This is a genomic window from Streptomyces sp. NPDC043908 (assembly GCF_056435525.1).
On sequence record NZ_JBWKEI010000004.1, the window covers coordinates 224,137 to 248,850 of the forward strand.

The following is a 24,714-nucleotide window of genomic DNA, read 5'->3' on the forward strand; positions in this document are numbered from 1 at the left end:
GGGTCAGTCGCGGCGGAAGAAGCCCCGGCGGCGGTGGGCGACCGGCCGCGAGAGCGAGTCGGAGAGCCGTCCGACCATGTCGTCGCTGGTCACGTCCAGGGCCATCCGGGGGATGAGGGAGGCGCCGAACTCCGCCACGCGCTCGTCGTGGGTGTCGTACTGGGCGCGGGCCTGCACGGTGGCGCCGGACTTCAGCATCCGGTCGACGAGGGAGCTGTCGAAGACCGGGAGCAGCGCCGCGAGCTGGTCGGCGTCGAGGGAGGTGCCGTGGTCGAACCACTCGTGGCACAGCTCGTGCAGGATGACGTGCTGGGTCTGGTAGTCGGTGGGGCGGCGCCGGTAGAGGACGAGACTGGTCCCGCCGGCCTTGAGCCGCAGCCCGCAGGCGGCGTTGACGCGCGCGAGGCGTTCGGGCAGCTCCCGCAGCACGATGGTCCGGCCCCGGGCCTGCTCCATGTTCGCGACGAGCGCCGGGATGCTGAACGGGGCGGGGATCGGCAGGTCCGCAAGCCCCGCTTCGCACTCTCTCCGCAGCTCGCGCATGGACATGTCGGCCTCTGGGTCCCTCTGGGGCGTGGTCACGCGGTCGTATGGCATGCGATGGATCGGCGCATCTTAACGAACGGGCATGAACACGACCACGGTCAGGACCGGGTGACCGGGGGTAGGACTCCGCTCCCGGGCGGAGGGGCCGTCCTAGCTCCCGGTGGTGCCTGCGGCGCCCTCGCCGCCCTCGGCGCCCTTGGTCTCCTCAAGGAGGGAGAGGGCGAACTGGAGGAGTTCGGCGGAGAGGCCCTCGTCGTCGAGCCCGCGCCCCGCGAGCCCGCTGATCTCGCCCGTACGCCGCTTGGCGAGGAACTGGAGTCCGGCCACCACGTCGTCGACGACCTCGGACTCCTCCTTGAAGAAGCGCCAGTCGACTCCGAAGCCGAGCCCGAGCGCCTTCAGGATGTCCTCGGAAGGGTGGGTGACCTTGCCCGCGAGGATGTTGGAGAAGTAGCTGTGCGACAGATGCCCGCCGCGCTCCTTCACCAGGTCGGAGAACGCCCGCCCCGAGACGGTCTCGCCGGGGAAGGTCTTCTCCACCATGTAGGCGACCTTCTGCTGCAGGGTCGTCAACTCAGGCGTGCGGTCTTCCATCTGTCCCCCCACCCCGTCTGGTCGGAACTGGGCTTGCACAAACACTCTACGCCAATGTTAACTCGAAAAAACACGGGCAGGGGGCCACGAGGGGAGTCCCTTGCCCGTGTGAAGGCCACGCCATGCCCGGAACCGGGCAGAGCCGCGTGCGGCCGCGCTCGGGCGTGCCCGGACAGAGATGTAGCCCTTCGCGACGGGGGATGCACGAAGGGCTACCCATACATTATGACACCGAGTCAGGCGCCAGGAACAGTCGCCCCGCCGATAGCGCGTGCGTACGTGTGTACGCAGCCGTCCTTCCCCGGCCCCGGCGACCCGGGCGTCGGGAGCCCCCGAGGCGGGCCGCACCGATCGCAGATGCACAGATCCACTCCCTCCTGGCCGCAGATCCACTCCCTTCTGGCCAGGGAGTAACGGGCGTACGGGAGCGACGGGTTGGCCTGGGGCGGGGAACGTAAAGTGGGGCGAATGAGCACCCCCGTACAGCGAACCGAAGCCTCCGCTTCCACCGGCGCGCCGAGTCCCGCGTCCCTCGTCCGGGAATTCCACACCACCTTCGGTCTGGACGCCCGTACCACTCCGGCCGAGATCCCCGAGGAGCTGGCCGCCCACCGCCGCGACCTCCTGGTGGAGGAGGCGGCCGAGGCGGCGGAGGTCTCCGTGGCGGGCCCCCTGGACCACCTGGCCCACGAGCTGGCGGACGTCGTGTACGTGGCGTACGGCACCGCCCTGGTCCACGGCATCGACCTCGACGCGGTCATCGCGGAGATCCACCGCGCCAACATGACGAAGCTGGGCCCCGACGGGCGTCCCGTGCTGCGCGCCGACGGCAAGGTCCTCAAGGGCGAGCACTACCGGGCGCCGGACGTGGCGGCGGTGCTGCGCGCACAGGGGTGGCGCGGCTGAGAGGGCCGCGCCCTGCCGCAGGGCCAGGGTGCCGAGGCGTGGGGCGGGGGTGACTCCCGGCCGCGCTTCCCCTCCTCGTGGGCGCGGCTCGCGGAGGATGAGCGGATGACCGTCTCCGTGGCGCTGTTCACCGCCGACCTGCGGCTGCACGACAACCCCGCCCTGCACGCCGCCGTCCGCGAGGCCGACGAGGTCGTGCCGCTGTTCGTGTACGACGACGGAGTGCGCGCGGCGGGCTTCGACGCGCCCAACCGCCGGGCCTTCCTCGCCGACTGCCTCGCGGACCTCGACACCGGCCTGCGCGAGCGCGGCGGACGCCTGGTGGTGCGCTCGGGGGACGTGGTGGAGCAGGTGCGCGCCGTGGTGGCCGAGACGGGCGCGCGCCGGGTGCACCTGGCGGGCGGCCCCAGCCGGTACGCGGTGCGGCGCGAGACGGCGCTGCGCGACGCGCTGCCCGGGGGCGCGCTGGTGGTCCACGACGCGGTCGTGACGGCGCTCGCCCCGGGCGAGGTGACCCCGGCGGGCTCCGACCACTACGCGGTGTTCACTCCGTACCTGCGCCGCTGGACCCAGGAGGGCGTACGGGACGTGGTCCCGCCGCCGCGCCGGGTGCGGGTCCCCGAGACCGCCTCGGAGCCGCTGCGTCCGCGTACGGACGTGGAGGGGACCTCGCCCGGGCTGGCCCGGGGCGGCGAGCGGGCCGGGCGCGAGCGGCTGCGGTCGTGGCTGGCGTCCGGCCTCGACGGCTACGCGGACGGCCACGACGACCTCGCGGCCGACACCACCTCCCGCCTCTCCCCGTTCCTGCACTTCGGCGCCCTGTCGGCGGCTGAGCTGGCCCACCTGGCGAGGAGCAGGCCCTCGCCGGGCGCGGAGGCGTTCGTACGGCAGCTGGCCTGGCGCGACTTCCACTACCAGGTCCTCGCGGCCCGCCCCGAGACGTCGCACAGGGACTACCGCGCCCGGGGCGACCGCTGGCGCGAGGACGCGCGCGAGATCGAGGCGTGGCGCGCGGGCCGCACGGGCTACCCCCTGGTCGACGCGGCGATGCGCCAACTCGCCCACGAGGGCTGGATGCACAACCGGGGCCGGCTGCTGGCGGCGAGCTTCCTCACCAAGACGCTGTACGCCGACTGGCGCGTCGGCGCCCGCCACTTCCTCGGCCTCCTGGTCGACGGGGACATCGCCAACAACCAGATGAACTGGCAGTGGGCGGCGGGAACGGGGACCGACACCCGCCCCAACCGCGTCCTCAACCCCGTGACCCAGGGCAAACGCCTCGACCCGCGCGGTACGTACGTGCGCCGCTGGATCCCCGAACTCGCGGACGTACCGGACCGCCACATCCACGAACCGTGGAAACTCCCTCCCCGGGAGGCACGGGCCACGGGCTACCCGGGGCCGCTGGTGGAACTGGAGGAGGGGCGGGACCGGTTCGAACGGGGGCGACGGCACGGCGGAACCCGGTGATCACGCGGTCAGCCGGGCCAGCGTGAGCCCCGCCACGATCAGCAGCAGGGCCGCGACCCGGCCCGGCCCGAGCGGCTCGTGCCGGACCACCGCGCCCAGCACGATCGCCCCGACCGTGCCGATGCCGGTGAACAGCGCGTACGAGAGGCCCGCGGGCAGCTCCGCCATGGCGCGGGACAGCAGGTAGACCGCGCCCACCATGAGGAGCAGGCAGAGCAGGGTCTGCGGGACCCTGGTGAAGCCCTGGGTCGGCCCGATGCTCTGCGACCAGGCGACCTCGACGGCGCCCGCGAGCAGCAGCCAGATCCACGGCACGGTCAGTCCTCCCGGGCGACGGTGAAGTGGGCGAGCTTCTCCGCGAGTTCACGGGCCTCGGAGGTGGCGGCGGCGTACGACTCCCGCTGCTCCCCGCGGCGCGCGGCCAGCGCGGGGTCCACGCCCGCGTTGACCAGCTCGGCGCTGATGACCTCGGCGTCCTCGACGGCGTAGTGACCGCGGAAGAAGTCGAGGAGATAGCGGCCCTGGTGATCGAACGGCTCGCGGGGCAGGCCGGGGCCGTAGGCGCCGCCGCGCGCGGAGACGACGACGAACTTGCGCGGCGCGAGCACCATCTTGGGAAAGGTGACCTGGTCGATCCAGGCCTTGAGGGCGGCCGGGACGCCGAAGTTGTACATCGGCGCCCCCACGAGGACGACGTCGGCGGCGACGAGTTCGCCCAGGAGCGGCCCGACGACCGCCCAGGCCGCCCGCTCCTCGTCGGTGCGCACGGCCTCGCCGTAGCGGTGGATGTCGGTGATGCCCTCGCGCAGGAGGGTGTCGCAGATACGGGTCCACGCCTCCCCGATCGGCGGCACGGGTTCGGCGGCGAGGTCCCGGTACGTCACGGTGCCTCCGCCGGCGGCCCGCCACGCGGCGACGAAGGTCGCCCCGAGCCGTCGGGAGAAGGAGTCGCGGCGGGCGCTGGAGTCGAGGTGGAGGAGGTGCGGCATGGGGGCTCCTTGGCAGGTGGAGGGCGTGATGACGACCGACGACAGGCTAAGTGGACACACCGTCCACTTAGCCTCGGTCCGGACCGTACGCCTAATTGGACACCTTGTCCACTTCCTGCCTACGGTGCTGCCATGAGCGAACCGACACCGCCCCGGCCGCTGCTGCCGCTGCTTCCCGGGGCCGGGGCTCCCGCCGCCCCGCCCGAGCGGGCGGACGCGGCCCGCAACCGGGCCCGGATCCTCGCGGCGGCCGCACGCCTCTTCTCCGAACGCGACCCCGCCTCGGTGACCATGGAGGACATCGCGAAGGCCGCCGGGGTCGGTCGCGGGACGCTCTACCGCCGCTATCCCGACCGGGCGGCGATCGCCCGGGCCCTGCTGGACGAGCACGAGCGGGCGCTCCAGGAGAAACTGTTGCGCGGCGCATCGCCGCTGGGCCCCGGCGGCGGTCCGGGCGAACGGCCCGCGCCCCCGGCCGAGCGACTGGCCGCGTTCTACGCCGAGATGACCACGCTCCTGGAGGCGCACCTGCCACTGGCCCTGGGCGCGGAGACCGGGGCGGCACGGTTCGGCACGGGCGCGTACGGCTTCTGGCACGTACACGTCACCCACCTCGTACGCGAGGCAGCCCTCCCCGACCCCCAGCCCCTGGCGGACCACCTGCTGGCCCCCCTGACCCCCGAACTCTTCCGCCACCAGCGCGAACGGGGCCTGAGCAGGGAGCAGATCGCGGAGGGGCTGGGGGCGTTGGCGCGGCGGGTGCTGGGGGGTGAGCCGCCGGGGGCTCTGGATGCGCCGCTGTGACCGGAGCCCCCCCGTCCGCCACATCCTCGGCCGCCCGTCCGCACCCGCCCCCGGCCACATCGAGGACGGCTGATTCAGAGCCCTGTCAGGCGGGCCCGCCGGGGCTACCGTGGGGCTGTGCGGCCCAGGACCCCGGTCGACCCACTGCCTCCCGAACGCCTTCCGGGCTCTTGTTCCGCAGCCCGCCGTACCGGTTGAGGCGTACCACCCGAGACCTCGCGGCGGGCGCGCGACGCGTCCGTACGACCGGGCGCGGCGCGTCTGAGACCGCAGCGGTCGGCTGAATCCCCCGGTGACGCCCGTTGCGTGTGAGGGCCGCCGCCGGAGGCATGGGCTGACATCGGCGACGGCCACGAGTGCGGGAACGGCACGGTCCCCCTCCGTGCGGTCCTCGCACCACCGTCCTCACCGGCACCCGGAGTGCGCGGGAGTACACCCCGGCTCGAACGCGCCAGGAGGACGACAGGCCGGAACCGCCGTGACGCGGTGCATGCGCGGTTCCGGCCGCTCAGAGCGTGGAGAGTGCTGAGGGCCCGGGGACCGGGGGCCGGATCAACGGGGGACGCACCGGCCGACGGTGGGACACGGTCCGGCGCTCTCCGACACCCCACATGCTAGGAGGCCGGGCAGCGGGCAACACCACGTGAACCGGCCGTGTTCCGCCGCCCCGGATGCGAGGCAGCGGGGCCGCGGCGCGCGGTTCACCGATCGGTGAGACCGGGATCCGCGCGGCCCTCGATCACTTCGAGCGCCACGTCCTTCAGCGGCCGCTGCCGTGAACGGGCGTGTTGGCGCAGAAGTTCGAAGGCCTCATCCAGGGGAACCGCCCGGCGGGTCGCGATCACGCCCTTGGCCTGTTCGATGACCACGCGGCTGGCCAGCGCCTGTTCCAGCTGAGCGGCGAGCGTACGGCTGCGGTCGGCCTCGCGGGCGCGTTCCATGATGACGGCCGTGAAGTCCGCGAGCGACCGGCTGAGGACCAGCGTCGCGGGCGGGAAGGAGTGCTGTGCACCGGACAGCAGGGTGAGCACGCCCCTCGTCACGGCGTGCTCGCGCAGGGGGAGGGTCACGACGTGGGTGTAGCCCAGCGTCAGCGCCCGCGGGGTGTAGTGCGGCCACCGCTGCCTGATGGGACGGCTGGTGAGAGCCGTCTGGGACCAGGGACCGGTGCCGGCCCGGTGGCAGTCGTGACCGGGGCCCTCGCGCCAACCGATGGCCTCGTGTTCCAGGCGGGACACCTGGGGGTCGGAGCCGGCCGCGCGCGCCGCGTCGTAGTCCGCCGGAGCGAACACCACGGTCGCAGCGGGGATGTTGAGCAGGGCCGGGGCACGGCAGGCCAGGACACTCAGTGGCCCGGGCACGCCCGACGAACCGCCCGCCGTGCTGGCGGCCAGCGCCACGAACGCGTCGGCGAGCCGCTGTTCGGGTGTCATGACACCTCTCTCAGATAAGTTTCCGGTCTCCGTGTACGACCTGCCGGGCCACGGTGTCGCAGGAGACCTCCTCCGCGAACGCCCGGGCCTTGATGAGTGCCAGCGCGTCCGAGACGGAGCAGCCGGCACCCGCGGATACCATTCCGGCCGCCTGGTGCACGGTGGCCCGGATGTCCGTCCCGCCGTAGAGGTGGGGGTCGGCGTCGGGGTCGAGTAGCACGATGTGGGTGAGGGCCTCGGCGACCTCGGCGAGGTGAGCGGTCGCGGTGTCCGCGGGCCGCGTGCCGAAGACCGTCAGCGCGCCGATGCAGCTGCGCTGCGCCCGCAGCGGTACGGCGGCCACCGAGGCGATGCCCAGCGAGAGCAGGGAAGGCCCGCACCACGGCCAGCGCGCCTCGATCTCGGGCCCGGACACCCGCACCGGACGCTGCCCCGCCGCCGCGTCCCGCCCCGGGCCCTCGCCCAGTACGTACTCCAAATCCTGTGCCAGGACGGCCAGGTGATTCGACGCGGCGAACGCGAGCTGGTTCTGCTCGGCGTCGAGCAGGGCGACCGCCGCGCTGGGCGTACCGCACGTCTCCGCGACCACCGTCATGAACCGCGGCCGGGCGCTCTGCCCTTCGGACCAGGCCGCGGCGCGCTGGGCGAAGCCGTCCTGGAGGCGGGCCGAGGCGCGATGGCTGTCGGCGGTCCTGCGATGTGTCTTCGCGATCTGGGCGTGGAACTCCTGACCGGGCCGCGTGGCCAGGAGCTCGTGCCGCTCGGCGATCGCGTCCGCCCGGTCCGCCCTGTCCCGGGCCAGCGCGGCGCGCTGCCGGGCCACCGCTGTCAGTCCGAAGTGCTCCCCACGCCCCTGAGGGTCCATGAGTACGACGCTACGCCGCCGGGGGTGAGTGGAAGGTGTGGTTTCGGCTCTCTTCCATCATCAGGACGACGCCGCCGTGGTTTCCGCCGAACGGGGAGCAGAACACGTCGCAGGTGATGGGCCGGCCGATGCGGCTGAGCGCCCCCACACCGAGCGGGCCGGAGCGCTCGCGGGTCTCCATGCATCGCTCCACGACGGGCCGCAGCTCCTCGGTGGGCAGGCCGAAGTCCAGGTCGAAGAAGGGCCGGTCCAGCACCTCGTCGGCGCGCAGTCCCCACAGGTCGACGGCGCCCCGGTTCCAGCTCTTCACCTTCAGGTCCTTGCCCAGGACCACGACACCCGCCGCGATGCTCGTGAGGACCGCCTCCAGGAACGATCTGGCCTCGTCCAGTTCGTCCGTACGGATGCGCATCTCCTCGTTCATCGTCTCCAGTTCCTCGTTGCCGGACTGGAGTTCCTCGTTGGTGGTCTCCAGTTCCTCGTTGGTGGACTGGAGTTCCTCGTTGGTGGTCTCCAGTTCCTCGATGCTGGACTGGAGTTCCTCGTTGGTGGTCTCCAGCTCCTCGTTGGTGGACTGGAGCTCCTCGTACGCCGTCTCCAGCTCCTCCCGGACCCGTTTGACCTCGGCCTTCAGCTGCGTGGCGACCGTCACGTCGGTGAAGGAGATCACGGTGGCGACGTGCAGCCCGCTGGGTCCGGAAAGTGGCTGGATGAGGATGTCGCAGTACAGGACGTCCCCGGCCCCCCGCCGCTCGACGCGGTTGACCCGCAGGGTCCGGCGCTCGTGAGTGGACTGGTCGATCAGGGAACGGAGCTCGACCGGCCGGTAGGAGACTTCCAGGTCCTGGAAGGGGCGGCCGATGTCGCTGGTGCTCAGGCCGAGCTGGATTCTCGCCTGGCTGTTGACCGCGACGACGGTTCCGTCGGCGTCGAGGGCGATCAAGGGGGTGGGGCCGGCGTCGAGCACCAGGTCGCGCAGCTGGCGGGTGCGCGCCACCGAGTGCACCTCGCTGCCCGTGGCGGCCCTGATCTTCAAGGGGGCCGGGTGATAGGCCGGTCCCTTGACGCCGGCCCTGCGCCGGAAGACGCGCTGGCGCATGTTCACCACTTCGAACCGCTCGCCGTCGTTCAGCAGCATCTCGGCCTTGCCGAGGAAGAGGAAACCGCCGGGGCGCAGGGCGAAGTGGAAGCGGTCGATGATCTGTGTCTGGGCCTCGACGTTGAAGTACATCATCGTGTTCCGGCACACGAGCAGGTCGAGCCGGGAGATCGGGGCGTCACGGGTGATGTCGTGGCGCCCGAAGATGACCCGGCGGCGCAGGTCGAGGCGGAAGCTGAACTGAGCGTTGTTCTGCTCGAAGTACGTGTCCCGCAGGTCCGAGGGGAGCGACTCCAAGGCCTTCGCCGTGTACAGCCCGGAACGGGCCTCGCGCAGTGCTTCCTCGTCGACGTCCGTGGCGTAGATCTTGACCCGGCGCAGACACTCCTCGATGCCCAGCGCCTCCGAGAACATCATGGCCAGCGAGTACGCCTCCTCGCCGCTGGAGCAGCCCGCGCTCCACACCCTGATCTCCTGATCCGGGTCGAGCGTTTCCAGCAGCTCGGGGACGACCTCGTGCTGGAGGAGGGTCCACGCCTCCGGGTCGCGGAAGAAGGAGGTGACGTTGATCAGGATGGTGTTGAACAGGGCGCTGAACTCGTCCGCGTCGGTCTCCAGGAGATCCTGGTAGTCCGGATACGAGCGGATGCCGACGTCGGTCATCCGCTTGTGGATGCGCCGGGCCAGCGTCGAGCGCTTATAGCCGGTGAAGTCGAAACCGCGGGCGTCCCGGATGAAGGTGAGCAGCTCCTCCAGCGCCTCGTCGTCCTCAGCGTCCTGCGGTCCGCCCATCACTGCCTCTCGGCCTCGACAAGTCCGCGTACGACCGCGGCGATCTCCTCAAGAGGTAGCACGAAGTCGACCGCCCCGGTGTCCACGGCCGACTGGGGCATCCCGGCGAACTCCGCGGTCATCGGGTCCTGGGCGATCACCGTGCCGCCGTGCGCCTGCACGGCACCGGCTCCGGTGGCTCCGTCCCGGCCGGTCCCGGTGAGTACGCAGGCGATCGCAGCCGGACCGTAGGCACGGGCGACCGACTCGAAGAGAAGATCGGCGGAGGGACGGACGAAGTGGACGGGCTCGGTGGTGGACAGACTCAGGACGCCTTCCGAGTCGACGAGGAGGTGCTGGCCGGGAGGGGCGATGTACACGGTGCCGGGCCGCACGCGCTCCCCGGCATCCGCGATCTTGACCACAAGCGCGGTCCGGCGGGCGAGGACCTGGTCGAGCACCGTCCGGTGGCGTGGGTCCAGGTGCTGGACCAGCAGCACGGGTACCGGCAGCTCCGGGCCCAGGCCGCCGAGCACCGCGCTCAGTGCTTGGATGCCGCCCGCGGACGACGCGACGGCGACGACGCCGAAGTGATCTGCGGATGAACGTTCGCGCGTCACATCACGAGCGTAACGGAAACGGTGGGTGAGGAGCCGAAGCCGCCGACGGAGGCCCGTGCTGACGGCCGATGCCTCAGGAGATGACCGCCTGGTCCAGTGGCACCTGTTGAGCTCACGGTCAAGCTAATCAGCAAATGTTTACCCGAACAGGTGTATCTCACTTCGAGTGAATCGTTTCTGTTCGAGGGGATGGCCTGTTCCCGACCTGGGGCGGCCTAGAGTCACCTGGTCGTCACCCGTGCTCCCGGTGGCCGAGGACTTCCACTGACGCCCGCTTCGCTGTCGAAGCGGGCATCTCGCGAACCCCACGGAGATGGCGCGATGCCCCGGGAGCCCGTTTCTTCCGTCCACTTCTCTGTCGGCCCTTCTGTCCACCAGATGCGCGTCCGCGAGACGGCAGGGCGGACTGTCGTCGAACTGCTCGGTGAGATCGACATGGCCGTCGTCCTGTGCGTCACCGCCGAGATGGACGCACTGACCGACCGTCCGCATACCGACATCGTGGTCGATCTCGGCTCTGTCGAGTTCCTGGACTGCTGCGGGCTGGGGATGCTGTGCCGTGCGCGGCGACGCGTCGAGGAGCGGGGCGGACGCCTGACACTCGTCCGCGCCGGCCCCGTCGTCCGCAGGATGCTCCGGATCCTGGGGCTCGACCAGGTCTTCGCTGTGGTGGGCACCCTGGAGGGGGCGCTCGGCCGCCGCACGTCCGTGAACTGAGACCGGATCCGCAGGACCTCGGTTCCGGGCGGCCCCTGCGATGATTCGGCCGGTAGTGGCCTGTTGCCTGGGGGCAACCCGTCCTAGGCTGCTGCAACAAGGAACTCCACGCCCACCGAGTCAGAGGCAGCGGTGTAGGCCTGTGCGGTGGGCGGTTTCCGACCCCGTGCCCCCGGGTCGGGAGAGACATGTTCTTCCCGTGGCCGGAACCACGTCCCGCAACGGACGTGAACGGACTCCGGCCCGCGTCCTCCCGGTCTCTTCGAGTTGGGGCCGTACTCCCGCGATGCCCCACTGGCTGCGAGGACGATCCGCGCGCGCGGATCCCGTGAATGGGGGACGCTGCTCCGCGCGCCGGCGGCCGTCGCCGATGCAGGGCGCCGGCGACGGCCGCCGAAAAGGCCTCCTCCGAACCGTTGATGGGCCGGACCGGCTCGAGCGTTCGGCAGGGCATGGTGCCCCCGCCCTTTCAGGCGTCCTCCCCCTAAACGGAAACCATGCCGATGCCGACTCTGCGGCGAGTCGGCTCAGGAGCCACCGTGCGAGTGGTGCGGTCACACGAAGTGCATCTCAGGATTCGAGACAACCCGGGGGCCCGCCCTCAAGGTGGGGGCTTAGGGGCTCAATTCGGGGCCGTAATCGGCGCTTTATGGCATGCGAATGGCACGCAACCCAAAAATGGTCTGGACAAGAACAAACCCCAGGTCGTCGACCTGGGGTTTTCCATGGAGCGAGTGACGGGAATCGAACCCGCGCTCTGAGCTTGGGAATCACGCGGGGCTTGAGCTGCGGATACCGTCCTGAACTGCGGAAACAAGGTTAGTGGCGGCCGTCGAAGTGGCCATCTTGACACCCCTGGTGCCCGCTGGCTTGGAGCGGCGGCGCTGTGACGGGGTCGGCGGATCAGGGGATCAAGAGCAACACCTGTTCGGGGCTGGCAGGGCAGACCCAGGCCGCTCTATCGTCCACCGCGGCAGCGGACATCGGGTGCGGGTGCCCTGGGCACGGGGGCAGGGCTTGGCCGTGTGTCAGCTCGATGGCCCAGTCCTGCAGCCGGTCGGCCAGGAGCACGAGGGCTTCGACGTCCTCCATGTCCGGTGGCAGGTGGACCCGCGTGGACTCGTCGGCGCTGGAGACCAGGACGTGGACGCCTTCGCCCAGGGGTGGCTCATCGTCGAGCGGCGCCGGCCCTGACTGCACTGTGAGCCAGGAGCTGTATGCCTCCGCCGGGAAGGGGGCAGTTACGGTTTCCCTCGTGAGGGCTGTTGGGTCGTACCCAAGGGTCACGACCGAGATCTCGCACCGGCCTGTCAGGCCGAGACGGTTGACGATCGCCTCGGCCTGACGGGTCACCATGTCAGTGGGATGCATGCGGGGATTATCCGCGGATAGGGACGACGCCGCCCGCGAAGGTGAGCGTGCCGCGGCCGGTGCGGCCACCGATTTTGACGGAGAAGGTCATGTAGTCCTGGTAGTCCACCGCGTCCCACGCGTTGACCTTGCCCATGGTCCCGTGGAACAGGTACGACGAGCCGACCGTGTGGGGGCTGTTCGCGGGCTGGCTCTTCCTGTTCTTCCACCAGCGCAGGCCGGTCTCCCGCACCGGACTGCTGATGATGGCCCGTACCGCCGGGGAGATCTTGTATCCCCAGTTGATGTTGTTGTAGGCACAGTTGTGGCGCGCCACGAAGGTGCCGCGTGCGTCGCTCCAACTCCGGTTGTCGTAACACTTGAGGACAGACCGGCCACCTCCGCCGCCCGGGTCGACACGCATCGGGGTAGCGGTATCGTCCGCGGCTTCCGGCGTGTCCGGGGAGTCGTTGTCGGCCGAGAGCACGCTCAGTTCCTCTGCCGAAAGCGTGCCCGCCGGTTCGGGGGTCGAGGCGACGTCCACGACGTCGTTGAACTTCGTCAGCTCGTCGGCCACCTGCTCGTCGGACATCACCGGGGTGTCGTCGCCGTGAGGGCGGTCCTCCGGAGCCTGTTTGTCGAGGACGATGGTCAGCTTGGCCGTGGCGTTGCCGGTGTCCGAGACGACGATCGGATCGTCGGACTCCGACGCTCCGTCCGCGTGGGCGGCGGACAGGGGCCCGAGGGCCATCGGACTCAGTGCGAGTGCGAGCGTGGCAGCAGCACGTCCGGTCAATAACTTGGTGCGGCGTCCCATGTGAATCCTCCCCGAAGCGGGCAGTCGGTCAGTCCCCCGAGCCGGGGGAAGTGGATGTCCAAGAGCCCGGCTCGGTGAACTTAGCGGCGGACAAGGTTCGTTGGGCATCTGTGACGAGCCCGCGTGTTGATCGAGCGGTGCCTGTTACAAGGCCGCAGTAATCCGGCCGCGACTGTCCGAGAGGTGTGACCAGTGCGGTGCCGGGACCGATACCCGCATCTCTTGGCACTGTCATGTTCTTGTTGTCGCGCTTGAAGGCGCTTTCGCGTCTGCGCAGGAACATGCGCCCGCCGCACGAATGGTGCAGATCACATGAAATCCGTCTCGGGATTCGAGATGATTTGGCGGCGCGCCCCCCTGGATGGGCTTGTGCCGCTCGACTAGGTGCAGTATTCGGTCCCTTATGGCACGCGAATGTCATGCGGAGCCAAATGGTCTAGATGACAAAAAACCCCAGGTCGTCGACCTGGGGTTTCTCCATGGAGCGAGTGACGGGAATCGAACCCGCGCTCTGAGCTTGGGAAGCTCATGTTCTACCATTAAACTACACTCGCGCAACGATCCCCCGAAGGGCCTCGCATCGTTGCTCACCTTACCTCATCCCCGCCCCCAGGCGTATCCGCCCGGGGGCTTCTCGTGTTGCGCGTGGCGGGATTCGGGTGTGGGGGGCCGGAGTTGGGGCGTACGGTGCTGGGGGTCCTCGGGGGTGGGGGCGGTGTCGGAGTGCCGCTTGGAGTGGCGTCCCGTTCATCCCTTAATGTGGTGGTTTCTCCGTCCATGCTTGTTGTTGGGGAAGGGACTTGAGCCACTTGATGGACTCGCTGGAGCGCACCGTCGTCCGCTGTGCCGAGGGGCACGTCTTCACCACCGATATGTTCCCGATGCAGCAGCTCGGGGCCGAGCGGATCGGGCCCGGCCGGCTGCTCCGGTGCCCCCGCTGCGCCCGGCTGCGGCACGCCGTCCCCGTGGCGGGCGAGCGGCGGTAGGCAACCGCCCGGGCCGTACGCGGTGGCGCGCGCGGGTCTGTCCGATTACGGCGGGCCCGCGCACCCTGCGTATCCTCGGGACGTGCTTCTCTCAGACAAGGACATCCGGGCCGAGATCGACGCGGGTCGCGTCCGTATCGATCCGTATGACGAATCCATGGTCCAGCCGTCCAGCATCGACGTACGGCTCGACCGCTACTTCCGGGTGTTCGAGAATCACCGGTACCCGCACATCGACCCCGCGGTCGAGCAGGCGGACCTGACGCGGCTCGTCGAGCCCGACGGCGACGAGGCCTTCATCCTGCACCCGGGCGAGTTCGTGCTCGCCTCGACCTACGAGGTCATCTCCCTCCCCGACGACCTCGCGTCCCGGCTGGAGGGCAAGAGCTCGCTCGGACGGCTCGGCCTGGTCACGCACTCCACGGCCGGCTTCATCGACCCGGGCTTCTCGGGGCACGTGACGCTGGAGCTCTCCAACCTCGCGACCCTCCCGATCAAGCTCTGGCCGGGCATGAAGATCGGGCAGCTGTGCCTCTTCCGGCTGACCTCCTCCGCCGAGGAGCCCTACGGCTCCGAGCGGTACGGCTCCCGGTACCAGGGCCAGCGCGGACCGACCGCCTCGCGGTCCTTCCTCAATTTCCATCGGACCCAGGTGTGAGTGACATGAGCGACGTACGCGAGAACCTGACCTACGAGAAGTTCGGGGGCGCCATCCGCGACCTCGCGCAGACCATCGCGGACGACGGGTACGAGCCCGACATCGTCGTCTCCATCGCGCGCGGCGGCGTCTTCGTCGCGGGTGGTCTCGCCTACGCCCTGGACTGCAAGAACATCCACCTCGTGAACGTGGAGTTCTACACCGGCGTCGGCACCACCCTGGAGATGCCGGTCATGCTCGCGCCCGTCCCCAATGCGATCGACTTCTCCGGCAAGAAGGTCCTGATCACGGACGACGTCGCCGACACGGGTAAGACCCTCAAGCTCGTCCACGACTTCTGCGTCGACCACGTCGCCGAGGTCCGCAGCGCCGTCATCTACGAGAAGTCGCACTCGCTCGTGAAGTGCGAGTACGTCTGGAAGCGCACCGACGAGTGGATCAACTTCCCGTGGAGCGTCGAGCCGCCCGTCGTACGCCGTGAGGGTCAGGTCCTCGACGCGTAGAGCAGGCAGGGACAGACAAGGGACGGACAGTCGACACGGGGAGGGGCCCGGGGTTCACAAAACCCCGGGCCCCTCCCCGTATCCACCGAGCACCCGTACCCGCGTACCCGCGTACCCGCGTACCCGCGTACCCGCGTACCCGCGTACCCGCGTACCCGCGTACCCGCGTGCCCGCTAGATCGTGCCCAGCTTGATCAGGCTCAGCAGCGCCACCAGCTGGATCGCGCTCGCGCCCAGTGCCCTGGGCCACGGCAGGTCGTGCGACTTGCTCACCATCGACGTGAACAGCGCGCCCGCCGCCAGCCAGGTCACCCAGCCGACCACCTGCACCAGGCCGTTGTCCCCGCCCAGGAACAGCGCAAGGAGCAGCCGGGGCGCGTCCGTGAGGGACATGATCAGCATGGACAGGCCCACGGTCGGCTGCCAGGAGCCGTCGCCGCCGAGCTGGCGGGCCATGGTGTGGGTCACCGCGCCCAGGATCATGCCGCCGAGGACGAAGACCACCCCGGTGGTGAGGACCACCGGGACGGCCTTGTTCAGCGTCGTGTTGATGACGTCCTCGCGGGCCTTGTCGAAGCCGAAGATCGCCAGCAGGCCGTAGAGGAACGTGATGGTCAGCGCCGGGCCCCACACGGCGTAGTCGCGCATCTGCCAGAACGTCGGTCCCGGCCGCGTCACGATGCCGTGCAGCAGGTCCTTCCAGCGCAGCCGGGGGCCGGACGGGGGCGCCGCCGCGGCGCCGGCGCGGTAGGTCGCGCCCTGGCCGTACGGGTCCTCGTCGATGCTGAAGGCCTGGGTGTGGCCCGGGTTGTTGGCGTACGGGTCCTGGGCGGGCGTGTACCCCTGGGGAGCGCCCTGGCCGTAGCCGCTCTGGCCGTAACCGCCCTGGCCCTGGCCGCCGTACGGGTCGCCGAAGTACTCCGGCTCGTCCTGCCGCGGGTGCGGCTGCTGCTGCCCGTATCCGTACTGCTGCTGTGCGCGCTGCTGCGGAGAGGCGGGCCACTGGCCTCCCTGGCCGTGTCCCTGCCCCTGTCCCTGCTGCGGTCGCCGTCGCGGGTTCCGGTCGTCCCGGCCGCGCCCCATCCTGAATCCTGCCACGCTTTCGAACGTACCTGTTCTGACGGGGCGCCAAGCCGGGGCGGCGGGTCCGGGGCGTCTTTGCGGCTGAGCTGTGACATCCCCTAGGGGGTCCCGGAGGGGGCCGGGGGCGCGGCCCGCCGGGCTCGGCCCCAGCCCGCCGTCGTGAACCGGACCAGGGGTTTCTCCCGTACGCCGGTGTCCGTTCCGGCGTACACCGCCACCAGGTCGCGCGTCTCGTCCCGGTGGACACGGACCGCCACATCGGCCACTTGGTCGCCGGTGAAGTCCGCGACCTGGAGGACGTCCGTCACCGGCGCCGCGCCGCCGCCGGGCAGGGTGGTCGCGGGCGGCCGCGGGGGACGGGCGGAGGTGGCGGGGCCGTACGTGTAGGTGCCGCCGGGGCGCGCCGGGCCGCGGGGGCCGCCCAGGAGCAGCCGGGCCCGCGCGCCGGGGGCGGCCGACTCGCGGACCACCAGGTCGTCGCAGCCGTCCCCGTTCACGTCCGCTCCCGGCTCCGGCGCGGCCAGGACCGGGCCGCCGCCGGGGAGCGGGGCACCCGCCGCGCGCGGGGCGCCGGTGCGGGCGAAGGGGCCGCGCAGGAAGCTGATGCGGCCGCCGGTGGCGGTGACCGCCAGGTCCATGGCCTCGTCGCCGTCGAAGTCGCCGCAGACGGGGTGGTCGGGCCAGTCGTCGCCGTACCGGGCGCGGCCGGGGATGCCGAGGACGACCGCGCGGGTGGTGAGACCGCCGGGGCCGCCGAAGAGGACCTGGAGGGGTACGGGCGGGCGGCCGGTGCCGTCGTACGGCGGGTCGGTCGTCACGATCAGGTCGCCGAAGCCGTCGCCGTCCAGGTCGCACGCCGCCTCGGCCTCGAAGGTGGCGGGCCGCTCGCCGCGGACCGGGGCCGCGTCGTGGCGGGTCGTGAGGATCTGGCGGGCGGCCGGGTCGAGGGCGCGGGCGGGGTCCGTGCCGTAGACGACGGCGATACCGGCGTCGTCGCCGTGGCGCTCGCTCTCGTCCTTGGCCAGGTCGTCGACGACCAGGTCGCGGTGGCCGTCGCCGTTGAAGTCGTACGGGACGGTGCTGCCGCGGCCGTGCGGTACCGGCCGTCGCGGCTCCACGGGTGGCGGCACGGACCCGGCCTCGGTGGCGGGCGCCGACGGGCGGGCGGGGGCGGACTGGCAGCCCGCCGCGCCCCACACCGCCGCGGCGACCACGGCGGCCGCTCCTGCCGCTCTTGCCGCTCTTGCCGCACCTGCCACGGTTCTTCGCGTACGCATCGGCCTCGTCACGCGCCACAGGATGCCCCATCGTGGGCCAGGGGTGAGCGGGGGGTGGCCGTCTGTGCTGACGTCCGTCCCGCGTCCGTCCCGCGTCCGTCCCGCGTCCGTCCTGCATCTGTGCTGCCTCTGTTCTCCGGATGGCCTCGGCCGGCCTCCGGCCGTCCTCGCGTACACGACAGCGGCCGGTCTCCGCCTGGGGGCGGGGACCGGCCGCTGTGGGTGGTGCGGGGCCGTCGGGTGCGGTTACTTCACCGGCTCGGGCTCCGGGGCCGGCTCCGCGTCCTCGGAGGCCGTCGGGTCCGCCGGCGTCTTCACCGAGTCGAGCAGCAGCTGCGCCACGTCCACGACCTGGACGGACTCCTTCGCCTGGCCGTCGTTCTTCTTGCCGTTGACCGAGTCGGTCAGCATGACCAGGCAGAACGGGCAGGCCGTGGAGACGATGTCCGGGTTGAGGGAGAGGGCCTCGTCGACGCGCTCGTTGTTGATGCGCTTGCCGATCCGCTCCTCCATCCACATCCGCGCGCCGCCGGCGCCGCAGCAGAAGCCGCGCTCCTTGTGGCGGTGCATCTCCTGCTGGCGCAGGCCCGGGACCTTGTCCATGATCTCGCGCGGAGGCGTGTAGACCTTGTTGTGACGGCCCAGGTAGCACGGGTCGTGGTACGTGATCAGACCCTCCACCGGGGTCACCGGGACCAGCTTGCCCTCGTCGATGAGGTGCTGGAGCAGCTGGGTGTGGTGGATGACCTCGTACTCGCCGCCGAGCTGCGGGTACTCGTTGGCGATCGTGTTGAAGCAGTGCGGGCAGGTCGCGACGATCTTCTTCGACGACTTGGGCTTCTTCGTCTCCGGCTCGTCGTCATCCTCGCCGAACGCCATGTTCAGCATCGCGACGTTCTCCTGGCCGAGCTGCTGGAACAGCGGCTCGTTGCCCAGGCGGCGCGGCGAGTCACCGGTGCACTTCTCGTCGCCGCCCATGATCGCGAACTTGACGCCCGCCATGTGCAGCAGCTCCGCGAAGGCCTTGGTGGTCTTCTTGGCGCGGTCCTCCAGGGCGCCGGCGCAGCCGACCCAGTAGAGGTAGTCGACCTCGCTGAGGTCCTCGACGTCCTTGCCGACGATCGGGACCTCGAAGTCGACCTCCTTGGTCCACTCCACACGCTGCTTCTTGGCGAGCCCCCAGGGGTTGCCCTTCTTCTCCAGGTTCTTGAGCATCGTGCCCGCCTCGGACGGGAACGCGGACTCGATCATCACCTGGTAGCGGCGCATGTCGACGATGTGGTCGATGTGCTCGATGTCGACCGGGCACTGCTCGACACAGGCGCCGCAGGTGGTGCAGGACCACAGGACGTCCGGGTCGATGACGCCGTTCTCCTCCAGCGTGCCGATCAGCGGGCGCTCGGCCTCCGCGATCGCGGCGGCCGGGACGTCCTTCAGCTGCTCGGGCGTCGCCTTCTCGTTGCCCTCCATGTCCTTGCCGCCGCCCGCGAGCAGGTACGGCGCCTTGGCGTGCGCGTGGTCGCGCAGGGACATGATCAGGAGCTTGGGCGAGAGCGGCTTGCCGGTGTTCCAGGCGGGGCACTGCGACTGGCAGCGCCCGCACTCGGTGCAGGTGGAGAAGTCGAGGATGCCCTTCCAGGAGAAGTGCTCGATCTGGGAGACGCCGTAGACGTCGTCGTCGCCCGGCTCCTCGAAGTCGATCGGCTGGCCGCCCGAGGTCATCGGCTGGAGCGCGCCCAGCGCCGTGGAGCCGTCGGCCTCGCGCTTGAACCAGATGTTGGGGAAGCCGAGGAAGCGGTGCCAGGCCACGCCCATGTCGGTCTTGAGGGAGACCGTGATCATCCAGATGAAGGAGGCGGCGATCTTCAGGCCCGCGACCGCGTAGGTCAGGTTCTGGATCGTCGTCAGGCTCAGGCCCTTGAGGGCCAGGATGAGCGGGTACGAGGCGAAGAACCCGGGCTCGTAGCTGTCCACGCCGTGCTGGACGCCCTCCAGGGCGCGCAGCGTCATGATGCAGACGCCGACGATGAGGATGATCGTCTCGACGAAGTACGCCTGGCCGGTGTTGGAGCCGGCGAACCGGGACTTGCGGCCCGGCTTGTCGGCCTTGCTCAGCTGGCGGACGGTGATCAGCGTGAGGATGCCGAGCGTCGTCATCAGGCCGAGGAATTCGACGAAGATCTCGTACGGCAGCCAGTCGCCGATGACCGGGATCAGCCAGTCGGCCTGGAAGAGCTGCCCCACCGCGTTGACGATCGTCAGCAGCAGCGAGAAGAAGCCCACCGCCACGAACCAGTGCGCCACGCCGACGACGCCCCAGCGGTTCATCCGGGTGTGGCCGAGGAACTCCTTGACCACGGTCACGGTGCGCTGGACGGGTTCGTCGGTGCGGGTGCCCGCGGGCACCGGCTGGCCGAGCCGCACGAACCGGTAGATCTGCCAGATTGCACGGCCGAACAGCGCTACGCCGACCGCGATTAGGACCAGCGACACGATGATCGCGGCGAGTTGCATGTGGGGGCTCCTCGGGCCTGCCAGGGATTACTAAGCAGTAACTTATCGAGCTCGTCTGAGCGTACCCATTTATGCGGCGGCGCTGTAGCCGCGCACGCGGTGATCTGTGTCGCTCAGGCGGCCCTCAGTGTGGACGGGGTTTCCGGCACTTTTGAAATGTCCATCGTGTTATTCAGCCCATACACGGACATAACAATCTAACTTGGTTCGCATGATCTCCGGGCTCACCGCCGCCGTCGCCGCCCTGCTGTGCACCGCCCTGCTGGCCGCGGTGGTCCGCGCGGCCGTCCTGCGTGCCGGGGCCGGGGGCCCGCGCCCCGCCCGCACCCCGCACCTCGGCGGCATCGCCGTCGCCGTGGGCACGCTCGCCGCGGTCGGAGCCGGCCCGGTGCTCGGGCTCGCCGAGCTCGGGGACGGGGTCGGGCCCCTGCTCGGCGCCGCCGGGGCCGTGGCGCTCCTCGGGCTCGCCGGGGACCTGCGCCCGCTCGGGGCCCGGGTCAGGATCGGGGTGCAGACCGCCGCCGCCACCGTGGTGGTCGCCCTGGCGTCGGGGCTCTCCCCGGGGACGGGCGCGCTCGCGGTGCTCTGGATCGTGCTCGTCACCAACGCCTTCAGCCTGCTGGACGCCACCGACGGGGCGATGGGGACGGTGGCCGCGGTCATCGCGCTCGGGCTCGCCGTCTGCGCCATCGAGGACGCGCTGACCGGACTCGCCCTGCTGCTCAGCGTGCTGGCCGCCTCCCTCACCGGGTTCCTGGTGCACAACTGGCACCCCGCGCGGATCGTCCTCGGCCACTGCGGCTCGCTCTTCACCGGCTTCCTGCTCGCCTGCGCGGCCGTACTCGTCCACACCGAGGCCGACCCGGCGCGGGCCACCGCCTCGCTGTCCGCCCTGACCGCCGTGGTCCTGGCCGACGCGGTGCTGGTCCTGGTGTCGCGCCGGCTCGCCGGGCGGGCGCTGGCCGAGGGCGCGGCCGACCACATCGCGCACCGGCTGCGCCGCGTCGGCCTGACCGTGCAGGGCACGGCCGTCGTCCTCGGCGTCGCCGCGCTGCTCGGCACCGTCACCGCGCTGCTCGTCCATGACGGCCGCCTCGCCCCGGCCGCCGTGCTGCCGCTCGTGCTCGGCACGGCCGTCGCGGTGGTGGCCCTGCTGCGGGTGCCGGTCTACGGCGACGCGGCCCTGCGTACCGAACCGGCCCCCGGGGCCGCCCGCGAAGGAGCACCGGCGTGAGCATCGACATGATCGCGATGGGCGACCGCGCCCGGACCGCCCTGCGCCGCCTCGCCCGCCCCCTCGGCGCGCCCGGCCGGCCCGCCGACGAGGACGGCGCCCGCCTGGTGCGGCTGCTGCGGCGGTACGAGATCGACCTGGTCCTGGACGTGGGCGCGTACAGCGGGGCGTACGGCACGATGCTGCGGCGCTGCGGCTACGAGGGGCGGATCGTCTCCTTCGAGCCGCTGCGCGAACCCCGCGCCGAGCTGCGGCTGCGGGCCGCGGAGGACCCCTTCTGGTCGGTGCTGCCCTACGCGCTCGCCGACCGCAGCGGGCCGCTCACCCTGAACATCGCGGGCGACGCGGGCGTGAGCAGCTCGGCGCTGGCGATGCTGCCCCGCCATCGCGCCGCCGCGCCCCACACCGCGTACACCGGCACGCGGTGCGTCGAGGCGCACCGGCTGGACGCCCTGTGGGAGGGCGTCACCGCGCCCGGCGAGCGGGTCTTCGTACGGCTCGCGGTGCAGGGGTACGAGCACGAGGTGCTGCGGGGCGCGGGCGCGTACGCGGACGAGATCGTCGGGCTCCAGGCCGGGGCGGCGCTGGTGCCGCTGCACGAGGGGGGCGCCGGGTTCGACGATGTGCTCGCCCACGCGCGCGAGGAGCTCGGGCTCTCGCTCATGTCGGTGCGGCCGGGCCTCGCGGACCCGCGCGACGGACGCCTCCTCCAGTGCGAACTGATCCTCCTGCGCGAGGACGCCCCGGCCCCCTCGGAACAGGTCCCGCCCCAGGCCGCACACGCCGACTGACTTGGTGGGACCCCGGGCACGCGCATAAGCCGCACATAAAAGTTGAGCCCCCCAGACTCAGCTCTGTTGACCGCTCGGGGCGAGTCATGCATCCTTGAGTCAGTTCCACTCAAGATGTCAGTTGGAGGAAACCGAAATGGCACGTGCGGTCGGCATCGACCTGGGCACGACTAACTCCGTCGTCAGCGTTCTCGAAGGCGGCGAGCCCACCGTCATCACCAACGCCGAAGGCGCCAGGACCACGCCGTCCGTCGTCGCCTTCGCCAAGAACGGCGAGGTCCTCGTCGGTGAGGTCGCCAAGCGGCAGGCCGTCACCAACGTCGACCGGACCATCCGCTCGGTCAAGCGCCACATGGGCACCGACTGGAAGATCGACCTCGACGGCAAGACCTTCAACCCGCAGCAGATGAGCGCCTTCATCCTGCAGAAGCTGAAGCGGGACGCGGAGGCCTACCTCGGCGAGAAGGTCACCGACGCGGTCATCACCGTCCCGGCCTACTTCAACGACTCCGAGCGCCAGGCGACGAAGGAGGCCGGTGAGATCGCGGGCCTCAACGTCCTGCGCATCGTCAACGAGCCGACCGCCGCGGCGCTGGCGTACGGCCTGGACAAGGACGACCAGACGATCCTCGTCTTCGACCTCGGCGGCGGCACCTTCGACGTGTCCCTCCTGGAGATCGGTGACGGCGTCGTCGAGGTGAAGGCCACCAACGGTGACAACCACCTCGGTGGTGACGACTGGGACCAGCGCGTCGTCGACTACCTGGTGAAGCAGTTCCAGTCCGGCCACGGCGTGGACCTCTCCAAGGACAAGATGGCGCTCCAGCGCCTGCGCGAGGCCGCCGAGAAGGCGAAGATCGAGCTGTCCTCGTCCACCGAGACCTCGATCAACCTGCCGTACATCACGGCCTCGGCCGAGGGCCCGCTGCACCTGGACGAGAAGCTGACGCGCGCCCAGTTCCAGCAGCTGACCGCGGACCTCCTGGAGCGCTGCAAGCACCCGTTCCACAACGTCATCAAGGACGCGGGCATCCAGCTCTCCGAGATCGACCACGTCGTCCTCGTCGGTGGCTCCACCCGTATGCCCGCCGTCGCCGAGCTCGTCCGCGAGCTGACCGGCGGCAAGGACGCCAACAAGGGCGTCAACCCGGACGAGGTCGTCGCCATCGGCGCCGCCCTCCAGGCCGGTGTCCTCAAGGGTGAGGTCAAGGACGTCCTGCTCCTCGACGTGACCCCGCTGTCCCTCGGCATCGAGACCAAGGGCGGCATCATGACCAAGCTCATCGAGCGGAACACCACGATTCCGACGAAGCGCTCCGAGATCTTCACGACGGCCGAGGACAACCAGCCGTCCGTCCAGATCCAGGTCTACCAGGGCGAGCGCGAGATCGCGGCGTACAACAAGAAGCTCGGCATGTTCGAGCTGACCGGTCTGCCGCCGGCCCCGCGCGGGGTCCCGCAGATCGAGGTCGCCTTCGACATCGACGCCAACGGCATCATGCACGTGACCGCGAAGGACCTGGGCACGGGCAAGGAGCAGAAGATGACCGTCACCGGCGGCTCCTCGCTGCCGAAGGACGAGGTCAACCGCATGCGCGAGGAGGCCGAGCAGTACGCGGAGGAGGACCACCGCCGCCGCGAGGCCGCCGAGTCCCGCAACCAGGGCGAGCAGCTCGTCTACCAGACCGAGAAGTTCCTCAAGGACAACGAGGACAAGGTCCCCGGCGACGTCAAGACCGAGGTCGAGGCCGCGGTGGCCGAGCTCAAGGAGAAGCTGAAGGGCGACTCCGCCGAGGGCGACAACACCGCGGAGATCCGCACCGCGACCGAGAAGCTCGCGGCCGTCTCCCAGAAGCTCGGCCAGGCGATGTACGCGGACGCCCAGGCCGCCCAGGGTGCCGCCGGCGCCGAGGGCGCCGAGGCTCCCAAGGCCGAGGACGACGTCGTCGACGCCGAGATCGTGGACGACGAGAAGCCGGGCGACGCGAAGGGTGGCGCGGCCTGATGTCTGAGGAGACCCCGGGCTTCGAGGAGAAGCCCGACGTCCCCTCCGGCGCACAGGAAGACGCCGAGCCGAAGGCCGCCGACTCCTCGAAGGAGGAGAAGGCGGCCCCGGCCGGGGACGCAGCCAAGGAGATCGCCCTGCAGGCCGAGCTGGACCAGGCCCGGACGGCGCTCGCCGAGCGCACGACGGACCTCCAGCGCCTCCAGGCCGAGTACCAGAACTACCGCCGCCGCGTGGAGCGGGACCGCGTCACGGTCAAGGAGATCGCCGTCGCCGGCCTCCTGACCGAGCTGCTGCCCGTGCTCGACGACATCGGCCGGGCCCGTGAGCACGGCGAGCTGACCGGTGGCTTCAAGTCGGTGGCCGAGTCGCTGGAGACGGTCGCCGCGAAGATGGGCCTCCAGCAGTTCGGCAAGGAGGGCGAGCCCTTCGACCCGACGGTCCACGAGGCCCTGATGCACAGCTACGCGCCGGACGTCACCGAGACGACCTGCGTCGCGATCCTCCAGCCCGGGTACCGGATCGGCGAGCGTACGATCCGCCCCGCGCGGGTCGCCGTCGCCGAGCCCCAGCCGGGCGCGGCGAAGGAGGGCAAGGAGGCCAAGGAAGGCGGCGGCGGCACGGCCGAAGAGGAGAGCGGTGGCCCGGACGAGGGCTGACGCGACGGTCATGGGTGAAGTGG

Annotated in this window: 24 protein-coding genes and 1 tRNA gene; 11 read left to right on the forward strand and 14 right to left on the reverse strand. The window is 70.8% G+C overall.

Annotated features, from left to right (window positions below):
* Positions 1 to 3: 3 nt before the first annotated feature.
* Together AC069K_RS11610 and AC069K_RS11615 are read right to left on the reverse strand one after the other, a co-directional pair.
* Entirely contained in the window at positions 4 to 549 is a 546-nt protein-coding gene (locus AC069K_RS11610; protein WP_478615222.1) for a toxin, read from the reverse strand.
* A gap of 147 nt (positions 550 to 696) precedes the next feature.
* Positions 697 to 1,140 carry a hypothetical protein gene (locus AC069K_RS11615; protein WP_365100593.1) on the reverse strand — a complete coding sequence of 148 codons (444 nt, stop codon included), beginning with the start codon at positions 1,138 to 1,140 and terminating at the stop codon, positions 697 to 699.
* Positions 1,141 to 1,608: 468 nt separating this feature from the next.
* Here AC069K_RS11615 and AC069K_RS11620 point away from each other — a divergent pair, with 468 nt between their 5' ends.
* Together AC069K_RS11620 and AC069K_RS11625 are read left to right on the forward strand one after the other, a co-directional pair.
* On the forward strand, positions 1,609 to 2,046 hold the full coding sequence (locus tag AC069K_RS11620) for a pyrophosphohydrolase domain-containing protein (protein WP_365100591.1): 438 nt from the start codon (positions 1,609 to 1,611) through the stop codon (positions 2,044 to 2,046).
* A 105-nt stretch (positions 2,047 to 2,151) separates the two neighbouring features.
* On the forward strand, positions 2,152 to 3,516 hold the full coding sequence (locus AC069K_RS11625; protein WP_478614767.1) for a cryptochrome/photolyase family protein: 1,365 nt from the start codon (positions 2,152 to 2,154) through the stop codon (positions 3,514 to 3,516).
* Here the strand turns inward: AC069K_RS11625 and AC069K_RS11630 are convergent, their stop codons facing one another.
* Both AC069K_RS11630 and AC069K_RS11635 read right to left on the reverse strand, forming a co-directional pair.
* On the reverse strand, positions 3,517 to 3,831 hold the full coding sequence (locus AC069K_RS11630; protein ID WP_365100587.1) for a DMT family transporter: 315 nt from the start codon (positions 3,829 to 3,831) through the stop codon (positions 3,517 to 3,519).
* A 2-nt stretch (positions 3,832 to 3,833) separates the two neighbouring features.
* Positions 3,834 to 4,505: an FMN-dependent NADH-azoreductase gene (locus AC069K_RS11635; RefSeq protein ID WP_478614770.1), complete on the reverse strand. Its 672-nt coding sequence runs from the start codon at positions 4,503 to 4,505 to the stop codon at positions 3,834 to 3,836.
* A 132-nt stretch (positions 4,506 to 4,637) separates the two neighbouring features.
* On the opposite strand from AC069K_RS11635, the gene AC069K_RS11640 reads away from it, so the two are divergent.
* Entirely contained in the window at positions 4,638 to 5,309 is a 672-nt protein-coding gene (locus AC069K_RS11640; protein WP_478614773.1) for a helix-turn-helix domain-containing protein, read from the forward strand.
* Positions 5,310 to 6,010: 701 nt separating this feature from the next.
* On the opposite strand, the gene AC069K_RS11645 is transcribed toward AC069K_RS11640, so the two are convergent.
* Genes AC069K_RS11645 through AC069K_RS11660 form a run of 4 tightly spaced genes read right to left on the reverse strand, consistent with a single transcriptional unit; the run spans position 6,011 to position 10,097 of the window.
* Complete coding sequence (locus AC069K_RS11645; protein WP_478614776.1) at positions 6,011 to 6,742, reverse strand: ANTAR domain-containing protein; 732 nt, start codon at positions 6,740 to 6,742, stop codon at positions 6,011 to 6,013.
* 10 nt (positions 6,743 to 6,752) lie between these two features.
* Positions 6,753 to 7,607 carry a GAF domain-containing protein gene (locus tag AC069K_RS11650; protein WP_365100581.1) on the reverse strand — a complete coding sequence of 285 codons (855 nt, stop codon included), beginning with the start codon at positions 7,605 to 7,607 and terminating at the stop codon, positions 6,753 to 6,755.
* A gap of 10 nt (positions 7,608 to 7,617) precedes the next feature.
* Entirely contained in the window at positions 7,618 to 9,498 is a 1,881-nt protein-coding gene (locus tag AC069K_RS11655) for a CheR family methyltransferase (RefSeq protein WP_365100579.1), read from the reverse strand.
* Positions 9,498 to 10,097, reverse strand: coding sequence for a chemotaxis protein CheB (locus AC069K_RS11660; protein WP_365100578.1), 600 nt, complete (start codon positions 10,095 to 10,097; stop codon positions 9,498 to 9,500). Before AC069K_RS11660 ends, AC069K_RS11655 begins: the two co-directional genes overlap by 1 nt.
* Positions 10,098 to 10,475: 378 nt before the next feature.
* Between AC069K_RS11660 and AC069K_RS11665 the strand changes: the two genes are divergently transcribed.
* Positions 10,476 to 10,814: an STAS domain-containing protein gene (locus tag AC069K_RS11665; protein ID WP_478614782.1), complete on the forward strand. Its 339-nt coding sequence runs from the start codon at positions 10,476 to 10,478 to the stop codon at positions 10,812 to 10,814.
* A gap of 903 nt (positions 10,815 to 11,717) precedes the next feature.
* Here the strand turns inward: AC069K_RS11665 and AC069K_RS11670 are convergent.
* The 3 genes from AC069K_RS11670 to AC069K_RS11680 form a co-directional block, all read right to left on the reverse strand.
* On the reverse strand, positions 11,718 to 12,185 hold the full coding sequence (locus tag AC069K_RS11670) for a hypothetical protein (RefSeq protein WP_365100574.1): 468 nt from the start codon (positions 12,183 to 12,185) through the stop codon (positions 11,718 to 11,720).
* A 7-nt stretch (positions 12,186 to 12,192) separates the two neighbouring features.
* Positions 12,193 to 12,981, reverse strand: coding sequence for a hypothetical protein (locus AC069K_RS11675; protein ID WP_478614785.1), 789 nt, complete (start codon positions 12,979 to 12,981; stop codon positions 12,193 to 12,195).
* Between the two features lie 480 nt (positions 12,982 to 13,461).
* A tRNA-Gly gene (locus tag AC069K_RS11680) sits at positions 13,462 to 13,535 on the reverse strand.
* 246 nt (positions 13,536 to 13,781) lie between these two features.
* Here AC069K_RS11680 and AC069K_RS11685 point away from each other — a divergent pair.
* The 3 genes from AC069K_RS11685 (at position 13,782) to AC069K_RS11695 (ending at position 15,128) form a co-directional block, all read left to right on the forward strand.
* Positions 13,782 to 13,967 (forward strand): hypothetical protein, encoded by a 186-nt coding sequence (locus AC069K_RS11685; protein WP_358833343.1) that lies wholly within the window; start codon positions 13,782 to 13,784, stop codon positions 13,965 to 13,967.
* Positions 13,968 to 14,049: 82 nt separating this feature from the next.
* Positions 14,050 to 14,625 (forward strand): dCTP deaminase, encoded by a 576-nt coding sequence (dcd, locus tag AC069K_RS11690; RefSeq protein WP_358833339.1) that lies wholly within the window; start codon positions 14,050 to 14,052, stop codon positions 14,623 to 14,625.
* Between the two features lie 5 nt (positions 14,626 to 14,630).
* Positions 14,631 to 15,128 carry a phosphoribosyltransferase gene (locus tag AC069K_RS11695; RefSeq protein ID WP_101392481.1) on the forward strand — a complete coding sequence of 166 codons (498 nt, stop codon included), beginning with the start codon at positions 14,631 to 14,633 and terminating at the stop codon, positions 15,126 to 15,128.
* A 174-nt stretch (positions 15,129 to 15,302) separates the two neighbouring features.
* Here the strand turns inward: AC069K_RS11695 and AC069K_RS11700 are convergent, their stop codons facing one another.
* From AC069K_RS11700 to AC069K_RS11710, 3 genes are all read right to left on the reverse strand, one after another.
* Positions 15,303 to 16,226, reverse strand: coding sequence for a Yip1 family protein (locus tag AC069K_RS11700; RefSeq protein ID WP_365100570.1), 924 nt, complete (start codon positions 16,224 to 16,226; stop codon positions 15,303 to 15,305).
* A gap of 83 nt (positions 16,227 to 16,309) precedes the next feature.
* Positions 16,310 to 17,425, reverse strand: coding sequence for an FG-GAP repeat domain-containing protein (locus AC069K_RS11705; RefSeq protein ID WP_478614790.1), 1,116 nt, complete (start codon positions 17,423 to 17,425; stop codon positions 16,310 to 16,312).
* Positions 17,426 to 17,734: 309 nt separating this feature from the next.
* Entirely contained in the window at positions 17,735 to 20,002 is a 2,268-nt protein-coding gene (locus tag AC069K_RS11710; protein ID WP_365100566.1) for a (Fe-S)-binding protein, read from the reverse strand.
* Positions 20,003 to 20,213: 211 nt separating this feature from the next.
* On the opposite strand from AC069K_RS11710, the gene AC069K_RS11715 reads away from it, so the two are divergent.
* The 4 genes from AC069K_RS11715 (at position 20,214) to grpE (ending at position 24,691) form a co-directional block, all read left to right on the forward strand.
* The gene (locus AC069K_RS11715) at positions 20,214 to 21,236 is read left to right on the forward strand and encodes an MraY family glycosyltransferase (protein ID WP_365100564.1); all 1,023 of its coding nucleotides are present in this window, start codon (positions 20,214 to 20,216) and stop codon (positions 21,234 to 21,236) included.
* Positions 21,233 to 22,027 (forward strand): FkbM family methyltransferase, encoded by a 795-nt coding sequence (locus AC069K_RS11720; RefSeq protein ID WP_478614795.1) that lies wholly within the window; start codon positions 21,233 to 21,235, stop codon positions 22,025 to 22,027. The genes AC069K_RS11715 and AC069K_RS11720 overlap by 4 nt, the downstream gene beginning before the upstream one ends.
* A gap of 136 nt (positions 22,028 to 22,163) precedes the next feature.
* The gene (gene dnaK / locus AC069K_RS11725) at positions 22,164 to 24,032 is read left to right on the forward strand and encodes a molecular chaperone DnaK (protein ID WP_365100561.1); all 1,869 of its coding nucleotides are present in this window, start codon (positions 22,164 to 22,166) and stop codon (positions 24,030 to 24,032) included.
* Complete coding sequence (gene grpE / locus AC069K_RS11730; protein WP_365100559.1) at positions 24,032 to 24,691, forward strand: nucleotide exchange factor GrpE; 660 nt, start codon at positions 24,032 to 24,034, stop codon at positions 24,689 to 24,691. The genes dnaK and grpE overlap by 1 nt, the downstream gene beginning before the upstream one ends.
* The last annotated feature ends 23 nt before the right edge of the window (positions 24,692 to 24,714 follow it).